This window comes from Lactobacillus sp. HBUAS51381, from assembly GCF_012641095.1.
GTDB lineage: Bacteria > Bacillota > Bacilli > Lactobacillales > Lactobacillaceae > Levilactobacillus.
Map to the genome: position 1 here is coordinate 1 of NZ_JAAVSC010000041.1, position 19,314 is coordinate 19,314.

General features: G+C 51.1%; 13 protein-coding genes. 3 read left to right on the plus strand and 10 right to left on the minus strand.

The window, feature by feature from the left end:
- Positions 1-506 precede the first annotated feature (506 nt).
- From HEQ50_RS11180 to HEQ50_RS11215, 8 genes are all read right to left on the minus strand, one after another.
- Entirely contained in the window at positions 507-2,570 is a 2,064-nt protein-coding gene (locus HEQ50_RS11180; RefSeq protein ID WP_168900600.1) for an LTA synthase family protein, read from the minus strand.
- Positions 2,571-2,713: 143 nt separating this feature from the next.
- Positions 2,714-2,950 (minus strand): YkuJ family protein, encoded by a 237-nt coding sequence (locus tag HEQ50_RS11185; protein WP_020089680.1) that lies wholly within the window; start codon positions 2,948-2,950, stop codon positions 2,714-2,716.
- A gap of 86 nt (positions 2,951-3,036) precedes the next feature.
- Positions 3,037-4,062, minus strand: a complete 1,026-nt coding sequence (locus HEQ50_RS11190; protein WP_168900601.1) for a lysylphosphatidylglycerol synthase transmembrane domain-containing protein — start codon at positions 4,060-4,062, stop codon at positions 3,037-3,039.
- Between the two features lie 5 nt (positions 4,063-4,067).
- A complete protein-coding gene (locus HEQ50_RS11195) occupies positions 4,068-5,090 on the minus strand; it encodes a glycosyltransferase family 4 protein (protein ID WP_168900602.1) in 1,023 nt (340 codons plus the stop codon).
- Positions 5,091-5,102: 12 nt separating this feature from the next.
- Positions 5,103-6,281 (minus strand): glycosyltransferase family 4 protein, encoded by a 1,179-nt coding sequence (locus tag HEQ50_RS11200; protein WP_168900603.1) that lies wholly within the window; start codon positions 6,279-6,281, stop codon positions 5,103-5,105.
- Positions 6,282-6,591: 310 nt separating this feature from the next.
- Positions 6,592-8,325 carry a phosphoenolpyruvate--protein phosphotransferase gene (gene ptsP / locus HEQ50_RS11205; protein WP_168900604.1) on the minus strand — a complete coding sequence of 578 codons (1,734 nt, stop codon included), beginning with the start codon at positions 8,323-8,325 and terminating at the stop codon, positions 6,592-6,594.
- Complete coding sequence (locus tag HEQ50_RS11210; protein ID WP_168900605.1) at positions 8,325-8,591, minus strand: phosphocarrier protein HPr; 267 nt, start codon at positions 8,589-8,591, stop codon at positions 8,325-8,327. The genes ptsP and HEQ50_RS11210 overlap by 1 nt, the downstream gene beginning before the upstream one ends.
- A gap of 167 nt (positions 8,592-8,758) precedes the next feature.
- On the minus strand, positions 8,759-8,959 hold the full coding sequence (locus tag HEQ50_RS11215) for a hypothetical protein (protein WP_168900606.1): 201 nt from the start codon (positions 8,957-8,959) through the stop codon (positions 8,759-8,761).
- Positions 8,960-9,276: 317 nt separating this feature from the next.
- On the opposite strand from HEQ50_RS11215, the gene HEQ50_RS11220 reads away from it, so the two are divergent.
- Entirely contained in the window at positions 9,277-11,514 is a 2,238-nt protein-coding gene (locus HEQ50_RS11220) for an ATP-dependent Clp protease ATP-binding subunit (RefSeq protein ID WP_168900607.1), read from the plus strand.
- Positions 11,515-11,784: 270 nt separating this feature from the next.
- Positions 11,785-12,885 (plus strand): MucBP domain-containing protein, encoded by a 1,101-nt coding sequence (locus tag HEQ50_RS11225; protein ID WP_168900608.1) that lies wholly within the window; start codon positions 11,785-11,787, stop codon positions 12,883-12,885.
- Between the two features lie 424 nt (positions 12,886-13,309).
- Here the strand turns inward: HEQ50_RS11225 and asnS are convergent, their stop codons facing one another.
- Positions 13,310-14,701, minus strand: coding sequence for an asparagine--tRNA ligase (gene asnS, locus HEQ50_RS11230; protein ID WP_168900609.1), 1,392 nt, complete (start codon positions 14,699-14,701; stop codon positions 13,310-13,312).
- A gap of 411 nt (positions 14,702-15,112) precedes the next feature.
- Positions 15,113-17,722 carry a cation-translocating P-type ATPase gene (locus HEQ50_RS11235; protein WP_168900610.1) on the minus strand — a complete coding sequence of 870 codons (2,610 nt, stop codon included), beginning with the start codon at positions 17,720-17,722 and terminating at the stop codon, positions 15,113-15,115.
- A 591-nt stretch (positions 17,723-18,313) separates the two neighbouring features.
- Here HEQ50_RS11235 and HEQ50_RS11240 point away from each other — a divergent pair.
- Positions 18,314-18,781 carry a matrixin family metalloprotease gene (locus HEQ50_RS11240; protein WP_168900611.1) on the plus strand — a complete coding sequence of 156 codons (468 nt, stop codon included), beginning with the start codon at positions 18,314-18,316 and terminating at the stop codon, positions 18,779-18,781.
- Positions 18,782-19,314: the final 533 nt, after the last annotated feature.

Here is a 19,314-nt window from a genome sequence, read left to right on the forward strand (position 1 = left end):
AAACAATGTTCAGTTTTCAAAGGTCTACCAAGTTATCTAATGAAGCGTTTGCTCCGTGACAACTTTTAAAGTATATCATGCTGTCAAAATCATGTCAACTGATTTTTTCAATATATTTTGAATAAATATTGAATTTGTGAAGCTCAGTTGAATAAATATTCTCAACAACGATTACTACTATATCAATTATCAATCAGACCGTCAAGCCTTTTTTTAAATTAATTATTTCGCAATCTTTCGTTGCTGTTACAATGTTTGTCCGATAAATGACAACAGAAAATAGTTTACCAATATCTGCGACTATGGTCAAGTGAAAAATGAATATTTACTGAAATTAGTTTGCCATTTCACGCTCAACGCCGTCCTGACAACGTTTCTGCGCCTGTAAAAATACCCATTTTCCCGTTTCACCCCGTTGCCGCCCTACTACTGGTCTAGGTGAAGAACACCATCATCGATCCAAAAAAGCCGCAACCACCTGAATGTGATTACGACTTTCGAAAACGCTACTTCAATTCTGGTGCATCCGTCTTAAACTCAGACACCGTGCTCTTACCATTATTCTGTGCTAAGACACTGGTTTTCTCCGTCTTCTCTGCCTCCGCCAAACGTTCCATCGCTGGCTTTAACTTATAGGTAAAGGAAGACTTGTCGACCTTTTTGAAGTTCTTAGGCGTGTAGAAGCGTAAGAGGTCCCCATAGATCACCCGATCGGACAGCGATAGCTCCGTCGTCACATGGTTTTGAATCTTCGCGACTGCCTTCTTCTGGTCCGCCGTTAAGGTCAGAACCTCCCCCGTCTTCGTATCATAAACCGTCCCGCCAATCTTCGTATACTTCGGTGAGACAAAGTTCCCATCACGAAAGGCGACGGTCTGGTTCCGATTCTTAGCCAAGAGATCCTGCCCAAACTGTACCGTATCCGTATTCTTCACACCCAGTAGATCCAGCAGAGTTGGCAGAACATCGATCTCACCACCATACGTGTGGTTAATCCCACCCTTTAGACCATTGGCATGAATCATAAACGGCACCTTCTGGAACTGTGCCAGATCATAACTGGTGACCTTATCTTTGCCCAGTAACTGCGCAATCGCAGGCCGGTGATTGTTTGAAATACCATAGTGATCCCCATAGGTGACAATCACACTATTCTTGTACAGGCCCACCTTCTTCAGGTAGCTCAAGAACTCTGCAAATGATTGATCGAGGTAATGGGCGGTCTGAACGTAAGGGTCTACGGTCTTATCCCCCGTCTTGGTAGCCGGGAAGTCCGTGTTCTTCTTATCCAGTTCGTACGGATAATGGTTCGTCAACGTAATCAGCTTCGCATAAAATGGCTGTGGTAACTGTTCAATGTACTTTGCCGACTGCTTAAAGAAGATCTTATCCTTCAAGCCGTAGCCGACACTGTAGCCCGGCTTCTCCGTATAGTAGCTGGAGCTAAAGAAATACTGATAGCCCCAGGACTTATACGTATTGTCCCGGTTCCAAAAACTCGGCACATCCCCATGGAAAGCAGCCGTGGTATACCCCGCCTCTTGACTCAGGATCGCCGGTGCCGCCTGGAACGTATTTTGCGTCCCATAGGTCGTCATCGCCGAACCCTGTGGCAAACCAAACAATGAGTTCTCCAACATCATCTCGGCATCGGAGGTTTTCCCTTGAGCCACTTGGTTATAGAAGTTGTCAAATGACAGGGTATTATTGTTATGGTAGAACTTATTCAACGTGGGGGTGACTTCCTTCCCATCGACCTTATAGTCAATCAGGAACTGCTGGAAGCTCTCCAAATGAATAATGAAGACGTTCTTCCCCTTCTCCTTGCCATAGTAGGACACGTTGGGACTAACCCGGTTTTGTTTCAGGTACTTCAAGACACTCTTCATATCCGACGCATTGGCACTCGCCCGGGTGGCACTTTCCTTTTGCGTCTGATAGGCGTTAAACGCGGCATATTCGTTCAACCCGAGGTACTTGACGATATAGTTGTTGTCAAACGTCCGCGTCAGTAGCCCAGAGCGGTCGGCACTCGCCATCCCAAACTCCGCAAACATTAGTGCAAACGAGAGCACCGTCAAGGAGAAAGCGTACCGCCGCTTAAACGGTCGGGCATCAATCTTAATGACGTGGGTGGCCAGTAGGACAATCAGGACCACAATATCAAGATAGACAAAGAAATCATATAAGTGTGTAATCTGAGCCAGACTCTTCCCGAGATTATTTCCAACAGAGCTAGAGCCCTTCATAATCCCAAAGGATAAAAAGTCTGAGAATTCACGGTAATAGACCACATTTGCAAAAATCCAGGTTGATTCTAATACATCAATAATCAGCATCAACCAGTAGGCTAACCGCCCCCGGAAATATAGGGCGATCCCGAACACCAACAGAGCGGCCGGTAGTGGGTTAATCAGCAGTAAAAACTGTTGAACACTGCCCTTAGCCCCTAAAGTAAACTCGGTCTGATAGGCAATGTAAGTTTTTACCCAAAATAAAACGACGATTAACAGGAAAAAGCCCATGCGGGTGTTTAACCAGTTCGTCTTCCGCTTAAAAAAGTTCGCCATTACGACTGCCTCCACATAATAATTAACATCTCTCAAGTATAGCGGATATTGCGCGGTAATCAATCTGATTACAGAACCTTTGGAAAAAATTCAATGTTTCGTCACGATAAAAAAACAAAACTATGGCCGCCCATAGTTTTGTCTTAGTTATCCGTCAATAAATCAAATAGTTCGATAGCAACTAAATCGATGTTATCAAATTCAAAAGTCGTTTCCGGATTGTGTTCAGTTAACGTGTACGTGTGCGTAGCCTGGTTGAAAACAACCGTTGCCTGCTCCACGCCTTCCTTTTCAAAACGACGGGGTTGTGGCTCGTCGGTGGCATCTTCTTGCATCGCCTTTAAGCGATTAATGATACCAATCAATTGTGATTCTTCCATGGTTGGACCCCTTTCTAGCTTTCCCTTATGATTTTACCAAACTTAGCGCGAGATGACACGCCCTAATGCAGAAAAACTCACGGATTTCACAAATCCGATTCCTCCGTCACCTTATCCGGCCGAATCACCATCGCGACCAAACCAGCCAGCATCCCCAAGTAATAGGTTAATAACCGCCAGAGAATCATGGCTAAGACCAGTTTACTATTGGACGTGATGTAGCTCCTAAAGATCATTTCAAAGCTATACTCAGCCCCACCGGACCCCCCTGGAATTGGAAACAGGGAAATCACCATGACGATCAGAATATGAAAACTCGTCACCATGACAATATTGGCGGTCGTATACCCCAACGATAGCATGATGAAGTAGGGAATCAAGTAGTAAAAGCTCAGCTGAAAGAACGTAATCGCAAACACGCGGACCATCAGCTTCCCCTTACCACTGATCCGGACACTCTCCGCGTAAAAGGAATCAATCTTGCTATTCAGGTTGTGTTCAATCCGGTCGAACCGTTCGGCCTTCATGAACCAGTGGAAGGGATACAACAGAACCCCCACCATCTTCTTCGTAAACGAATACCAGAACATAATCATTAAGAGACCGACAATCACGGCCAGGTGAATGGTGAACCCAAAGATCACCAGCCAAGACAGCGCATGAAGCTTGTCTTGAATCTGCTGAAATCCAATGATCAGCGCAATGATAAAGTTAATCACGATCATGGACTGATAGACCACGAATTTCATCAGCAAGACGGAACTGGCCTTACCGGCGTCCACCCCAGTCTGCATCAGGGCAAATAGTTGTGCGGGCTGACCACCGGAGGAAAATGGGGTAATCCCGTTAAACAATTGTTCGACCAGTGGGATTCGCACGGCATCTTTAAACGTAAACCCCTCGATACGATCCGAGATAAAGACCTTAACGATCCAGGCCTCTAACCCCAAATACAGCACCATGCATAAAACGGCGACCCCAAACCACCAAAAATTTATATGCACAAAATCATTGACCAATACCGAAAATTTAATGTCTCTAAGCGAATACGCAAAAATCGCAAACCCCAAGAGGAACATTAACGCCAGTACCCATTTATTTCGTCGTGACATTCAACTTACCCCTCTTTTGCTTGTTGCGTGTAAAATTCCCGCCAAATCTCAGTGAGGTGTTCCTCGGAGTAACGATCGGCAGCGGCGAGACTCTGTTGACGCCAATGCGCCAACGCCGCCGGATCATTCGGCAAGCTGTGTAACTGAGCATTCATTTCATCATAGTCCTGTGCGGGTTGGTAGTCGCCGGCAATAATGGCCTGGTAGAGATCCAAGTCCCGTAACAAGACCGGTGTCCCCGTACTGAAGGCTTCCAATACAGACATGGGGAAGAGTTCGTTGAACGATGGTAGCAAGAACAGGTCCGCCAAGTTATAGTAATCGACGAGTCGTTCACGCGGCACAATCCCCGGAAAGCTCAAGTTAGCCGGTGGATCATCCACGACCTTCTTCAAGGCGGCATAGCCATCCGTCATCCGGCCAAAGGAAAAGCCCCCCGCCCAGATAAACTGGATCTGCGGATTGTTCCGGGCCAATTTGATAAAGTCAAATAGCCCTTTGCGTTCCTGAATCTGCCCGATTCCCAGCACCGTAAACTTCTGTGCCCCATAACCATACTGCTGGCGCAAGGCCAACTTCTGATCGGCATCGACCGGGTAAAATTCCTTCCGGCTCACAAAGTTGGGAATGTACGTCACCCGGTCTGCCGGAATGCCGTAAGCCACCAATTTGGGAATAAAGGTCGGATTGACCACGACAATGTGGTCCATCCGCCGGTAAAACGCAATCACATATTTATAAAAGAGTGACCGGAAAGGTTGGGGAATCTTTAAGCTCCCCTCTAAAGTTTCCGGTAAAAAATGAACGTAACCAATCTTCCGGCCACGCCCCGGTAAAAAGGTCGACAAATAATAGGTCGGATTAATTGTGTGGTAGTGGGTCAAGTCGACCCTGCCATACCGATTAACCGTCACTTGAAAGTCGTCTTTCAACCGGGTTGCCAGGAGATTCATCAGTTCATTGTAAGCACTCCCCACGCCCTGTCCCTTAACGGAATCGGCCTTGGAGAACATGTTAATTTTTAGCATTCAATTGCTCCTCTAATCACTAAAGTCTGGGGTGTCCTCACGCGTGGCTTCATAGCTAGCTTGCGCGTCCTGGTAGAACGCAATGACCCGCTGACCAAATGTGTCGGCGGAGATTTCAGCTAGCTTGCGGGCCAACAAGTCTGGATCCTGTTCCTCATCCCCGTGCTTGAGGTAATCGACCACGTTGGTCACCATCTCGTCTTCGGTCTTAAAGGTCACGCCCAGGGTGCGTTTGGACAACAGCTCATCCGTATACGGACTGGTCATCACCACAATCTTCGTCCCCGCGGCCATGGCTTCAATGTACGTCAGCCCCTGTGACTCCGAATCGGACGACGACAAGAAAACGTTGACCATGTGATAATACCGAAAAACATCATTATTGTTGACCTGACCCGTAAACGTCACGTGATCCGTCAACTGGGCGTCCTTAACCTGTTGTTCCAGATCCTCTTTGGCTGGGCCATCCCCCACGATTAACAGTTGAGCATCGGGAACCTCGGCTAAAATGCGTGGCATTGCCGAGATGCTTTCCTTGATGTTCTTCTCATAGGCCAATCGACTCAGCGACAAGATCACCGGGGTATCCGGTTGATAGCCTAACTCGCGGCGTAAATTGGCCGTATCTGGTTGTTCATACTGGTGGAGATTAACCCCCGTGGGAATCACCCGAATCGGTGCCTTAACCCCGTAATCGGTCAAGGTCGTTAACACCCGATCGCTAGGCGCCACGACACCCGTTAGGTGGTAACAGAAGGCCAACGTCCCCTGTTTGACGTGTACGGGCTTTAGAATCTTCCCGTTCGCCACGTAATGTAAGTAATCCTCGTACATCGTATGGTAGGTATGTAGACAGGGAATCTCCAGGTTCCGCGCTACAAATTTGCCAATCCAGCCCATCGAAAACTCGGTCTGTGTGTGGACAATATCCAAATTCAATTCCTTAGCAATCTGATAAGCCTGAAATAATCCCCGTACCGCAATCCGGCGTTCCGTAAAGGACACGAACGGAATACTTGAAAAACGGAAGACATTCCGTTCATACACGTTACGTTCAACATTTGGATCGGTCGTCGTAAAGATGTAGACCTGATGCCCCTGTTTTTCCAATTGATCCCGCAGCGTCTTAATCGACGTTGCGACCCCACTCACTTGAGGGAAATAGGTATCCGTAAATAAGCCAATGTTCATCGCCAATCCCCCTTGCGTCTGTGTTTGGCTAAAAGTTTTGGATCTTCGCTTTGTACAATCATCACAATTATATGGGTTTGGCTAGGCGATTGCAAACGTCAGCCGCTATCGCAAGAAAATCTCATCATTTAGTCTTCCTCACACAACGCGCCAGGCCAAAATGACAAACGTAAGGACGGTCAGTCTCTGCCCTCGTATGACGCGTAGGGGTAACCCTGTCCCCTCCCAATTTAAAAAGAAAAGGAGCTCGGGGCAAGCGCCCAAACTCCTTAATATCTCTGAATTTATCTTGCCGAAGACAGAGCCACAATCAGCCGTTCAACACGTCTGGGACTGCCGCCTGAACCATCGTCACGACCTCTTGGCTGGTGCTGGCCGAATTCACGGTCGTCTCCGCCAACGAGGCTAGCTCGTGAGCGTCCAATTGACGAATCACCTGTCGCGCCTTGAGAATCGACCCGGGCGCCATAGAGAACTCATCCAACCCCATCCCTAGTAGTAAGGGTAAGGCAATCGGATCGCCCGCCATCTCACCACACATCGCGACCGGAATTCCTGCCGCGTGGCCGGCCGAAATGACGCGATCAATCAACCGCAAGACCGCTGGATGATAGGGCTGGTAGAGGTAGGCCACGTTCTGGTTGGTCCGATCGGCGGCTAGCGTATAGCCGATCAAGTCGTTGGTCCCAATGCTCATGAAGTCCACCTCATTAGCAAAGCGATCCGCTAACAACGCCGCAGCCGGCACCTCGACCATCATCCCTACGGCAATCTTGCCCATCGGGACACGCTTTGCGGTTAACTTAGAGCGCTCATCGTCATAGATGGCCTTGGCCTGTCGCAGTTCATCTAAGGTGGCAATCATCGGAAACATAATCTTCAAGTTCCCGAAGGCTGAGGCCCGAATCAACGCCCGTAGCTGGCTGCGAAAGACCTGCTGGTGAGCCAGGCTTTGCCGAATCGCCCGGGCGCCCATGAAGGGATTTGCTTCGTTTTGCGACGGTCGATACGGTAACGGCTTATCGCCCCCCACATCCAACGTCCGAATGACGACCGGTCGTGGCCGCAACTGCTTGAGAACCTGCCGGTAAATTGCAAACTGCTCGTCCTCAGTCGGTAAGTGTTGGGCATCAAGATAGAGGAACTCCGTCCGGAATAACCCAATGCTCTCAGCACCGCTAGCCAACACACGAGGCAAGTCCGTCATGGTCCCCATGTTGGCAGCGAGGGTCACCCCCACACCGTCCTTCGAAACCGTTTCATAATGCGTGAGCTTCTCCAGTCGCTGTTGATTTTTCACGCGCTGCGCCATCGTGCGCCGTGCGACCGCAATTTCATCTGCCGTGGGCGCCACCATGACGTTTCCCTGAGTGCCGTTAACAACCACCAATTCACCATTCGTTAGTTCATGCGTTGCCGCCTGCGTGCCAACCACGGCTGGAATGTTCAGTGACCGCGCCAAGATTGAAGAATGAGACGTTCGTCCACCAGCATCGGTGACAAATCCCAAAACCTGTTTGGGATTCACGGCCACAGCCGCACTCGCAATAAGGTCATGAGTCACCACGATAACGGGGTCTTGAACCAAGGCTAAGTTGGGTAACGTGACCCCTAACAAATGCGCAGTCAGGCGCTTCGCCACCGCCTGCCAATTCGTCAGACGCTCCTGCAAATATGGGTTGTCCACGAACTCGGCCAATTCATCCTTAACCGTGGTCGACACCAATTGCACCGCAAATTCAGCATTGATATGCCGTTTACGGATGTGCTGTTCAATATTTCCAATCAGATCTTGATCCTTTAACATCGCCATTTGCGCAATAAAAACCTGGGCGCGGTCAGCACCCAGGTTTTTATTGACACGAGTTTTTATCGTCTCGATCTCCGAGACGGTTGCTTCAAGGGCCTGATGGAAACGATTTAATTCGTAATCAAGATCAGTGATTGCCTGCTGAGAAACGTGAAGGTTGGGCTCGTCTAGTCGGTAAACCCGACCGCAAGCCACCCCATCACTGGCAGCAATCCCCCTGAGCATCGCCTTCATTAGTCAGACAAACCCTCTTTAGTCATCGTTTCAGCAATGGCAGTCATTGCATCAGCTTCGTCGTCACCATCAGTCGTGATCGTGATGTCGGCGTTTTGGCCAACACCCAGGGACATAACCCCCATGATAGACTTCAAGTTAACGGACTTGTCTTGGTATTGCAAGCTAACTTCAGAATTGAACTTACTTGCTGATTGTACCAATAAAGTTGCTGGACGTGCATGGATACCAGTTTCTGCTGTAACATGAAATTCGCGTTTTTCCATAATTGATCGATCTCCTTTAAGCTTAGGTTGACTTCTTATCGAACGTGACCCGCCTTGACCTGCGCATTGGTCAAACAACCATTCAACGCGTCACGCCTACCTATTAAGAATATCAATCTAAGCGGTAAATTACAAGTTATACATGAACCGCTTTCATCAAAAAAACATTATTCACCGGTATTTTCGGTGTCATGATCGTAGTGATAGATGAGTTTGCCATCCTTCTGTGCCTGGCCTACCACCCGTTTACGCGTCTCAAATGCCATGAAGGCTTTTTGAAAAGCGGGGAAGTCTGTCGGGGTAACTTCGAACTGGTCAATTTTTTTATCCTTTAATTGATTCATTAAATCTGTAAAGTCACGATCCACTGTGTCATCCTCCTCATTTCTTGATACCAATCTCGTTCTCCCCTATCTTACGGGCAAAAGTCGCGTTGGTCAAAACTTTTACCAAACTTTTTTAGCATTTTCAGAGGGTCATTTTAGCATTCTAATGATGAGAGTGCTAAAATGTAGTCGTTCGCTGGAAATCCCCCGTTACACCGCGAGTTCACTGGCCAGACAAAATACTTGCACGGTCGGCTGAACGCGGTATAATGTGGTCAATGGTCAAGAAAGGTCAAAGCCTTTCGTAGACCCAGTGGGAATTTCCCACGAGAACTCCAGGCAAGAAAGGAGACGACAAGATGCTATGTCAAAATTGCCACCGCAATGAAGCAACGATTCACCTTTACATGAGTGTAAACGGGCAGCGGCAACAAGTTGACCTATGCCAAAATTGTTACCAGCTGCTAAAGCAACAGCAATCAAACGATTCTGGAAATGGAGGTGGCCGTATGGCACAAGATCCATTCGGCTTTAATAACCTGGATGATATCTTCCGGGCAATGCAAGGCGGCGACAACAGCCAAGCTAATTTCCGACAAACTTCCGGTCAAGGGCAACCTACCCAACCTTCTGGTAATCGTGGTGGTTCAGGCAACGGCTTACTCAGCCAATATGGCTTGAACCTCACGCAGTTAGCGAAGGACGGCAAGGTTGATCCCGTCATCGGTCGGGACAAGGAAACCGCACAAGTCATTGAAATTCTGAACCGGCGGACCAAGAACAACCCCGTGTTAATCGGGGAAGCCGGTGTTGGGAAGACGGCGGTTGTTGAAGGACTTGCGGAACGGATTGTCGAAGGCAACGTTCCTCAAAAGCTTGCCAATAAGCAAATTATTCGTCTAGACGTTGTTTCACTGGTTCAGGGTACCGGTATTCGAGGCCAGTTCGAACAACGGATGCAACAGTTAATGAAAGAGGTTCAGGCTAACCCCGACATCATCCTCTTTATCGATGAAATCCATGAAATCATGGGTGCCGGGAATGCCGAAGGCGGCATGGATGCTGGTAACGTGTTGAAGCCAGCCCTCGCCCGTGGCGACTTTCAATTAATCGGGGCCACGACTTTAAGTGAGTACCGCGATATTGAAAAAGACCAAGCCTTAGCACGGCGGTTCCAGCCCGTAACGGTCGACGAACCGAGTGCCGACGAAGCCGTGAAGATTTTAAAGGGTATCCAAAAGAAGTATGAGGATTACCATCACGTTCACTACGATGACGACGCCATTGAGGCCGCCGTTCGCCTGTCCGATCGGTACATCCAAGACCGCTTCTTGCCTGATAAGGCCATTGACCTGTTGGACGAAGCCGGTTCACGGAAGAACTTAACGATTAACGTGGCAGACCCGAAAGCCATCGACGAAAAGATTAAGTCCGCCGAAGACCAGAAACAGGCCGCATTGAAGCAAGAAGACTATGAGAAGGCCGCCTACTACCGCGACCAAGTTACGAAGTTGGAAAAGTCCAAGGAAAATGCCAAGGATGCCGACCAAAATGCTTCTGCCGAAGTCACGGTCAAGGACATGCAAGACATTGTCGAAGAAAAGACCAACATTCCAGTTGGCGAATTGCAGGCCAAGGAACAGCACCAGCTCAAGAGCTTGGGTGCCGATCTGGAAAAGCACGTTATCGGTCAAAATGAAGCGGTCGATAAGGTTGCGCGCGCCATTCGCCGAAACCGGATTGGACTAAACGGCACGGGCCGGCCAATTGGGTCGTTTCTCTTCGTGGGCCCAACCGGTGTTGGGAAGACGGAGTTAGCCAAGCAACTGGCTAACGAAATGTTTGGCTCAACGGATGCGATGGTTCGGTTCGACATGTCCGAGTACATGGAGCCGCATTCCATTTCTAAGCTGATCGGGTCACCACCTGGCTATGTCGGCTATGAAGAAGCTGGCCAACTCACCGAGCAAGTTCGGCGTCATCCGTACACGTTAATTCTGTTGGATGAAATCGAAAAGGCCCACCCCGACGTCATGAACATGTTCTTACAGATTCTTGACGACGGGCGGTTGACTGATTCTCAAGGACGGACGGTGTCCTTCAAGGATACGCTGATCATCATGACCAGTAACGCCGGGACCGGCGATGCCGAAGCCAACGTTGGTTTCGGGGCCGCCGCTGAAGGCAAGACCCACTCCGTCTTAGGAAACCTGACCAACTACTTCAAGCCGGAATTTCTCAACCGGTTCGATGACATCATTGAGTTCAACTCATTGAGCAAGGATAATCTGATGCACATCGTTGATTTAATGATCGATGACGTTAACCAGATGTTGGCCGGTCAAGGCCTGCACATCCACGTCACGGAACCCGTTGAAGAACAATTGGTTCAAAAGGGCTACAATCCAGCCATGGGTGCTCGGCCATTACGGCGGGTCATCCAAGAAGAGATTGAAGATCGGATTGCGGACTTTTACCTAGATCACGCGGACGTTAAGAATCTCGTGGCCAAGATTGAAGACGGTAAGATTACGTTGGCTGCTGACAATGAAGCTGACGCATCAACCACCGACACGACCGATTCAAGTGAAAAATAATCAGTAGCTTAAGGGTGTTCAACCATCGAAGGTTGGGCACCCTTTTTAGTTGTCGGCGTCAGCGAACTCAACGTTACTGACTCATCGCCTACTGACCCATCTGCCAATAGGCGGTGATCTCGGCGTGCTCGTCTTGGCAGCAATCGTTCTTGCCACCCGCTTTTATTTCTTGGTTCCGGCCACAAGACAAAACGGATGACGTTCACCGGTTGGCGTGACGGGTAAAAATGGTATACTAGATTTTAAAGGAAACTTCTGGAGGTGAATGGCATGGCTTTTTTTGACTGGTTACGACGTTTAATTGAACCTAAGCCCCGGCGCGAGACAGTTCCGCAGCCGGTGACGCCGCGTCGTCGTGCCAGCAAACCAGTGGACCCACCGGTTGCGCCGGTTCAGCCCAGCCAAAGCGTGGTCACACCCCCGGTCCTAACCGCACCGACCATCACCTTACAACCACACGCACAGCCGACCCCGCCGGAACCGACGGCCACGTTGGTGGTTCGGCTGGTGGATGAGCACGATCGGGCCTTACAGCCGGCGCTGGTCATGACGGGACGGCTGAATGCGCCCGTCAACTACCGATTCCCCGAGATTCCCGGCTATGCCCTCTCGCGGATTCACGGCTTCACCCAGGACTTTATCAGCGAATATGGATTAACCACCGTGATTTATCGGCGCCTACTGGGTAAACCCATCATTGGCTATCTCGTCGACTTCGATTCCGGCCGGCTACTGGAACTTCCCCAGATTCATCGGGGAAAACTAGGCTTGGCCTACACGCTGACGCCCCCGACCGTTGCTCATTACCACATCTTTCAGGCCCAGGGACCGCAACGCGGAACATTTACGAACCAGGCCAAACGTGTCGTTTACTTTTATCGACGTGACAGTTGGGAGACCGTCCAGCGCGTCCAGCAATACGTCTTCTTACAGGCCGATCATGCCGTCTACGACGAACCGAACGGCCGGGATTACGGTTACCAGTTCCCCGCCGACTCCCTCTGGCGGCTCTTCATGATCATCACGTTAACGGACGGTTCCGTCTGGTACAACCTTGGCGGTAACCAATGGCTGGCGGCTCACGATACCCTACGGCGTGAACATCGGCTGGCGCATCCCGCCCTCCCACAGAAACGACTCTGGCATCCCGAAGCCTTCGAACGTCTGGGTTCGGTGGATTACGTCCCCGGATCGGCGGTCTCCATCTACACGGAGCCCTACGGCGAAACCGCGGGACAATTGGCTCACGGCGAGGCGCTGGACATTCGCGGCAAAATTGTCGACGATCAACAATTAACCTGGTACCAGATCGGCCCAGAAGCCTACATCAACGCCAGATACGCCCGATTAGTCCCGACAGAAACAGCATAATTTGACACAAAAGTCCCCCGAACAATCTGATGTGATTGTTCGAGGGACTTTTTTCTATGACGACTTTTATCATCGGTTTAATTCAACCTTACCGTGAGCCATGATAAAACTGACCAGTCGCTCTCCGGCTCAAATTATCCATGAAATTCCACCAGCCACCATCGCGTAACGCCGATGTAAGACATGACGTGGATTTACCGACTCATTGTAAGCCGGGAGTGAGCCAAATCTGGGCTCAGCCGGGGCACTGATGGCTGATGGGTCACCAGCTATCAGTGGGCGACTTGAAAACGCTGGTTTGTGGCGGTTTCAAGCGAGCTCCGAGACCGCTCTATGGCTCGGGGCGGCCTTCCCCAGCGTTCCAGCCCAGATTTGGCGAACGGTAAGGCGAACTGATCGCCACCATTTGATGCGGGAAGATCGCTTAGAATTCAGCGTTACCCGGAGTCCGTGGGTAAGGGATCACGTCGCGGATGTTCTCCATCCCCGTCACGTACATCAGTAACCGTTCGAACCCAATACCGTAGCCGGAATGCTTGGTTTCTCCGTACTTCCGCAAGTCAAGGTACCATTGGTATTCTTCTTGTGGTAAGTGGTTGTCCTTGATCTTCTTGGCCATTTCAGCCTGACGTTCCTCACGTTGGCTACCACCAATCAATTCACCGATTCGAGGAACCAACAGGTCGGCCGCCGCAACGGTCTTGCCATCATCGTTGTCCCGCATGTAGAAAGCCTTGATTTCACGTGGATAATCCGTCAGGAAGGTTGGGCGCTTGTAGATCTGTTCACATAGGTAGCGTTCGTGTTCGGCCTGTAAATCGAGGCCCCAGTAGACGGGAACATCGAACTTAACCGGTGCTTCCTTCAGTAATTCAATGGCCTTGGTGTAGGTGATTTGTGCAAATTTCTCGCTGGTGGTCTGGTGGAGCCGGTTCAACAGGTCATCGTCCACCGCGCCGTTCAGGAATTCCAATTCATCCTTGGCGTGCTTCAACAGGTAGTTCACCACGTGCTTCAGTAGGCTTTCGGACTCGTTGATGACGTCTTGTAGGTCGGCAAAAGCCATTTCGGGTTCAATCATCCAGAATTCTGAGGCGTGCCGGGCCGTGTGCGAGTTTTCTGCCCGGAAAGTTGGGCCAAACGTGTACACGTTCCGTAAGGCCAAAGCAAAGGCTTCGACGGGCAATTGCCCACTCACCGTTAAGTTGGTTTCCTTCTTGAAGAAGTCTTGGCTATCGTCAACCTTGCCATCGTCGGTCTTGGGTAAGTTGTTCATGTCCAACGTGGTCACCCGGAACATTTCGCCAGCCCCTTCGCTATCACTACTGGTGATGATGGGCGTGTTGACGTAGGTGAAGTCGTGTTCTTGCAGGTATTGGTGAATGGCAAAGGCCGTCAGCGAGCGAATCCGGAAGACCGCGTAGAACGTGTTGGTCCGGGGCCGCAAGTGAGCCATCGTCCGCAGGTATTCGTACGAATGCTTCTTCTTTTGTAAGGGATAATCGTTGTCGGAGGCCCCTTCCAGAACGACTTCTTCCGCATGAATTTCGAAGGGTTGCTTAGCGTCCGGCGTATAAACGACCGTCCCAACCACCTTAATCGTGGAACTCAGGGGTAACTTCGTCATTTCGGCGTAGTTGTCCAGGTCGCTCTTCATCACGATCTGGGCGTGCTTCAAGCAAGAGCCATCGTTTAATTCGATAAAGCCCACGCGCTTGGACCCCCGCACCGTCTTGACCCAGCCGTGTAAGACGACTTCTTCGTCTTCGGCAAAGTGCTGATCGCTAAATAAATCTTTGACTAAAATTTCTTTCATCAGTATTCTCCTTCTGCGGAACCATAAAAAAAGACCCAACATCCCTAAAACTAGGGACGAAAGATCTTTCCGCGGTACCACCCAAATTGTTTTTAACTCAAAACCAACTTTAAACTAGCGTACTATCATACGCTCCGGTTGATAACGTGTCGGTCACGGCGCGGCCTACTCTTTTCATTTCAGCCTGCAACGAAAACGGGGTTGTCCCGATTGGTCGGATCACTAAGCTTGCACTATCCTTAGCTCGCTGAACACCCATCACCAGTCTGGCGTTGTCCGCTTTTATTGTCTTTGTGTTTATTCAACTGTTGTCAGCGTATCACAACTTGCGGTGGCATACAACTAGAATTTCTAGCCTAGCCACTAACTGGCATATTTTTCACTGAAATGACGGTGCAAACTGACACGTGCTTAGTCTTCCAGCAATTGCGCCGTTTGAACGGCCTTGCGTTGGCCCCAACGCTTCTTGAGTTCCAGTACCAGTGTCGGAATGAAAATCCCCACGGCGACTACCCCCCAGGCGCTCAGTGGTAAGCTCACGAGACCGAAGATGCCCTGTAGCCCCGGTACCACGGCGACCACGACCACCAGACCAATCGTGACCAGTAGCGCACGATTCAGTCGTGGATTGCGCTTCAGGCTTGCCCAGTTTAGGGGTTGCCGGTCCTTAATCGCGTAGATATCGATCATCGAGCCAATCGCCAGAATCAGGAACGTCATCGTCATCCCGATTGCCGCTTGGTTAGCCGAGAGAACGAAGCGTCCCAGACCGTAGACGCCCAGCGTCAGGAACGTAAACGTCACGGCACGGGTCGCCAAGCGTCCGCCTAAGCCGCGGGCAAACAGGCTTTCGTCGTTGGCCACCGGCGGTTGTTGCATCGCGGCCTTTTCGCCCGGCTCACGACTGATGTAGAAGCCAGGAATCCCGTCCGCTAAGACGTTGATCAGTAGTAGTTGTTCCGCCAGTAATGGTGCGCCCCAGCCCATCAGAACGGCGCCGACCATCAGGAAGATTTGGGCAAAGTTGACACCGACCAGGAATTCGACGGCCTTGAGGATATTTTGGTACACGGTCCGGCCTTCCTTCACCGCCGAAATGATCGTGGCAAAATTGTCGTCCGTTAAGACCATATCGGCCGCACTCTTGGAGACTTCCGTCCCGGTAATCCCCATGGCAATGCCGACATCGGCCGCCTTCAGTGCCGGCGCATCGTTCACGCCATCTCCGGTCATGGCAACCGTCGCACCGGTTTTCTGCCAAGCCTGGACAATCCGAATCTTGTCGGTTGGCGAAACCCGAGCATACACGGCAATATCCTTAATCTGCGCCGTCAATTCCGCGTCCGTCAGCGTCCGCAGCTCATCCCCAGACATCACCAGTTGGCCCGGTGCTAATAAGCCAATTTCCTTAGCAATCGCCTCGGCCGTCACCATGTGGTCCCCGGTAATCATAATCGGTTTGATGCCCGCCACCTTCGCCTCACGAATGGCCGTGATGACCTCCGGCCGTGGCGGATCGATCATCCCCACTAGCCCGGCAAAGGTCAGCCGCCGCGTTAGGTCTTCCCAATTCACCGTCTGACCGGCGGGGACAAGCTTATACCCCACCGCTAAGACCCGAAGTGCGTTACGGCCGAATTCATCGTGCATCTGCTTCGCCCGTGCCAAGACGGCGGGTTGCCAGTCGACGGGGAGTCGGTCAAAGGCCCCCTTGACAATCACCAACCGGCGACCATCCGCCAATTGATGAAGCGTCGCCATCGTCTTCTTCGTCGAATCGAAGGGATCTTCCGCTAACCGGGGCGCATCGTGCTCAAGGGTAGTCCGGCTGGCATCGTGTGTCGCCAACCAACGGACAATCGCCAATTCCGTGGGATCACCAATCGTTTTCTCTTCGCCGTTAACCGTTTGGATCTCGGCGTTCGTTGCCAATCCCAGGTAACGCATGAGTGCCCGCCCAGAATGGGTCATCTCTGTGGCCGGCAGATCGGTCTTGGCCTGCGGCGTCCAGTAGCGCGTGATGGTCATCTGATTCTGTGTCAACGTCCCGGTCTTATCCGACGCAATCACGTCGACCCCACCGATCGTTTCCACCGCGTTAACCCGCCGCATAATGGCATTCCGTTTGGCCATCCGCTTCACGCCATGTGCGAGACTGATGGTCACAATGATGGGCAACGTTTCGGGAACGGCCGCCACGGCCAGAGAAATCCCGATCATCAGGCTATCCGCCAACCCCTGGTTTTGCATCCAAATGCTGAGGGCAAAGATCGCCATCCCGCCCATCACGGCAAAGGTTGTCAACCAACCGGACAGGCGATTTAAGCGTCCCTGAAGCGGGGTCGCCCGTTTCTTGGTCTTGTTCAGTAGGCCCGCGATCTGACCCAGTTCCGTAGCCATCCCGGTGGTCACGACTTGGATCACCGCCGTTCCCGCAGTCACGGCGGTCCCGGAGAAGACTTGTTGCTCATCCTTAACACCCGCTGGCGTCTTCAGCGCCCGTTTGTCTACCGGCACGCTTTCGCCGGTCAGGACGGCTTCATCGACGGCCAGATTCGTACTGGATAGGACCACCCCATCGGCCGGTACCTGATCGCCGGCCTTCAATAAGACCAGATCGCCGGGCACCACGTCTTTGGCCGCAATCGTCTGGGCAATCGCCTCACGCCGAACCGTGGTGGTCGGGAGACTCATTGACTTTAGTGCCGCCAATGCCTTCTCCGCGGAGGCTTCCTGGTACATCCCGATAATGACGTTAATCACTAGAATCGCGCCAATCACAATGGACTTGGTCCAGCCGCCGCCCTGAAAGAGCGCCATGTAGCTGGCTAATGCCACGGCAAATAACAGAACTAATGATGAAACATCGGCTAAATGGTGGCCGATCTGACGCCAAATACTGGGCCGTTTAGCCGCCACCAATTGGTTACTGCCGTGCTGTTCCAAACGTTGCTGGGCGTCTCGGGCACTCAGCCCTGATTGTGCCGTTAAAGTTAAGTCGGTCATCTCTTTTCTCTTCATAAATTATTTCCTCCATCCAAATAAGTAAATTATCATTTCAATTACTATACTCTTATTAAACCGTAAAAATTTAATCAGACTGGGTGTAAACTGTGAAGAAAAATCGAACATCGTATATTCTGTTAATGGTGTATTCTACATTTGCAGCACCATCCCTCAAGTAACCGTTTCATGCTGAAGCCCAATTAGGCGACTGCTTCCCCGGCAATGAGCCTTGGCGCCCAATAAATGATTCAGCTCCACAATTTATAAGGCCTACTAGTTGCCATGCCACACCAGATACCCTAGAATCAACTTAACGAGGCCCCACACACCCATTCAACCGGCTGGGGGATTTAGAAAGGAAGCGTTGGCGTGAAATTTATCAGACGCCTATTCATTGTCACGATCCTGGCAGCGGGTTTATTCATTCTCAGCAATTGGCAAACCCTCTCCACCTAGTTCACCTACTACCGCTCGGCATTCACGCAGATCCTGAGCCCTACGACGACCAAGAAAGCCGATAACTACCGCAGTAGTGGCTATATTCTCCGAAATCTCAAGGACGCCACGACCAAGACTGGCGCCGCAGATACGCCCGTCGAGACGGCCATGCAAGGTGTCTTACTTCAACGAAAATACACGTATCATTACGCGGCGAATACCGATGCCAAAGCCCAAAAAGTGTTCAATCAAGCCATCGCCGTCTACAATCAAACGGGCATCGTTCACCTGGTTGCCGGCTCCCCCACCAAGACGGCTAACCACATCGCCCTAGGCATCTATCACCGACGAGAAACCGGCGATCGCAGTTTAATCGAGCTGGGACAAGGGGGCCCACAGATTACCCAACGGATTAGCTGGCAAGGCATTCTCACGACCAACGCGGCGACGGCCAAGCTCAATGCCACCTACCCCCAGTCCTACCGGCTCTCCGTGGCCGTGCACGAACTGGGACACGCGCTGGGACTGGATCACAGTTCGGACAAGACCTCGGTCATGACCCCCATCGATCAGGGCCGTACCCAACTGTCTGCGGCGGACTTGAAGAGCCTACGGGCGATTTATGATAAAACCTAACTGCCGGGCTGATAGTCGCTAGCCGTATTTTAGGGCGTCTAACTGTGTTTTTCCTTTCAACTTTCAGATCAAATAAAAAACGGACGTGCCCGGCCAGCTTTTACTAGCCGCGACACGTCCGTTTAGTTTTCGCTTAAAGGTTGAAAGTTCACGAACACGCGCCAGTCCCCAGCTGGTAAGGCCTATCGCCATTAAATTAGTCATCAACGACCACCTGCGGCTGCCAGAGATTCCGGCGCTGTGGGGACCGCCTGCGGCCTGAGAAACGGTCCTCCGGCTCGGTTTGAAGCCTGACAAAATCCGTCAGTCTCCAAACCCGTCCCGCGCTGTAAGCTGAAAATCAGCTAACACCGCTGTCACGGCTGCCTACATCTCTGCCTGCCTCCGGTTACGATGGTTGAAATCGACTAAATGTGCGGTGACATCGCTGGAGTGGCAACGTTCTGCCGGTTTAATTGGATACATCTCATGTAGCCGTGAGTGAGTCAAATTTGGTCTCAGCCGTGGGATTTTTCAAGTGGTCTGCTTGAAAA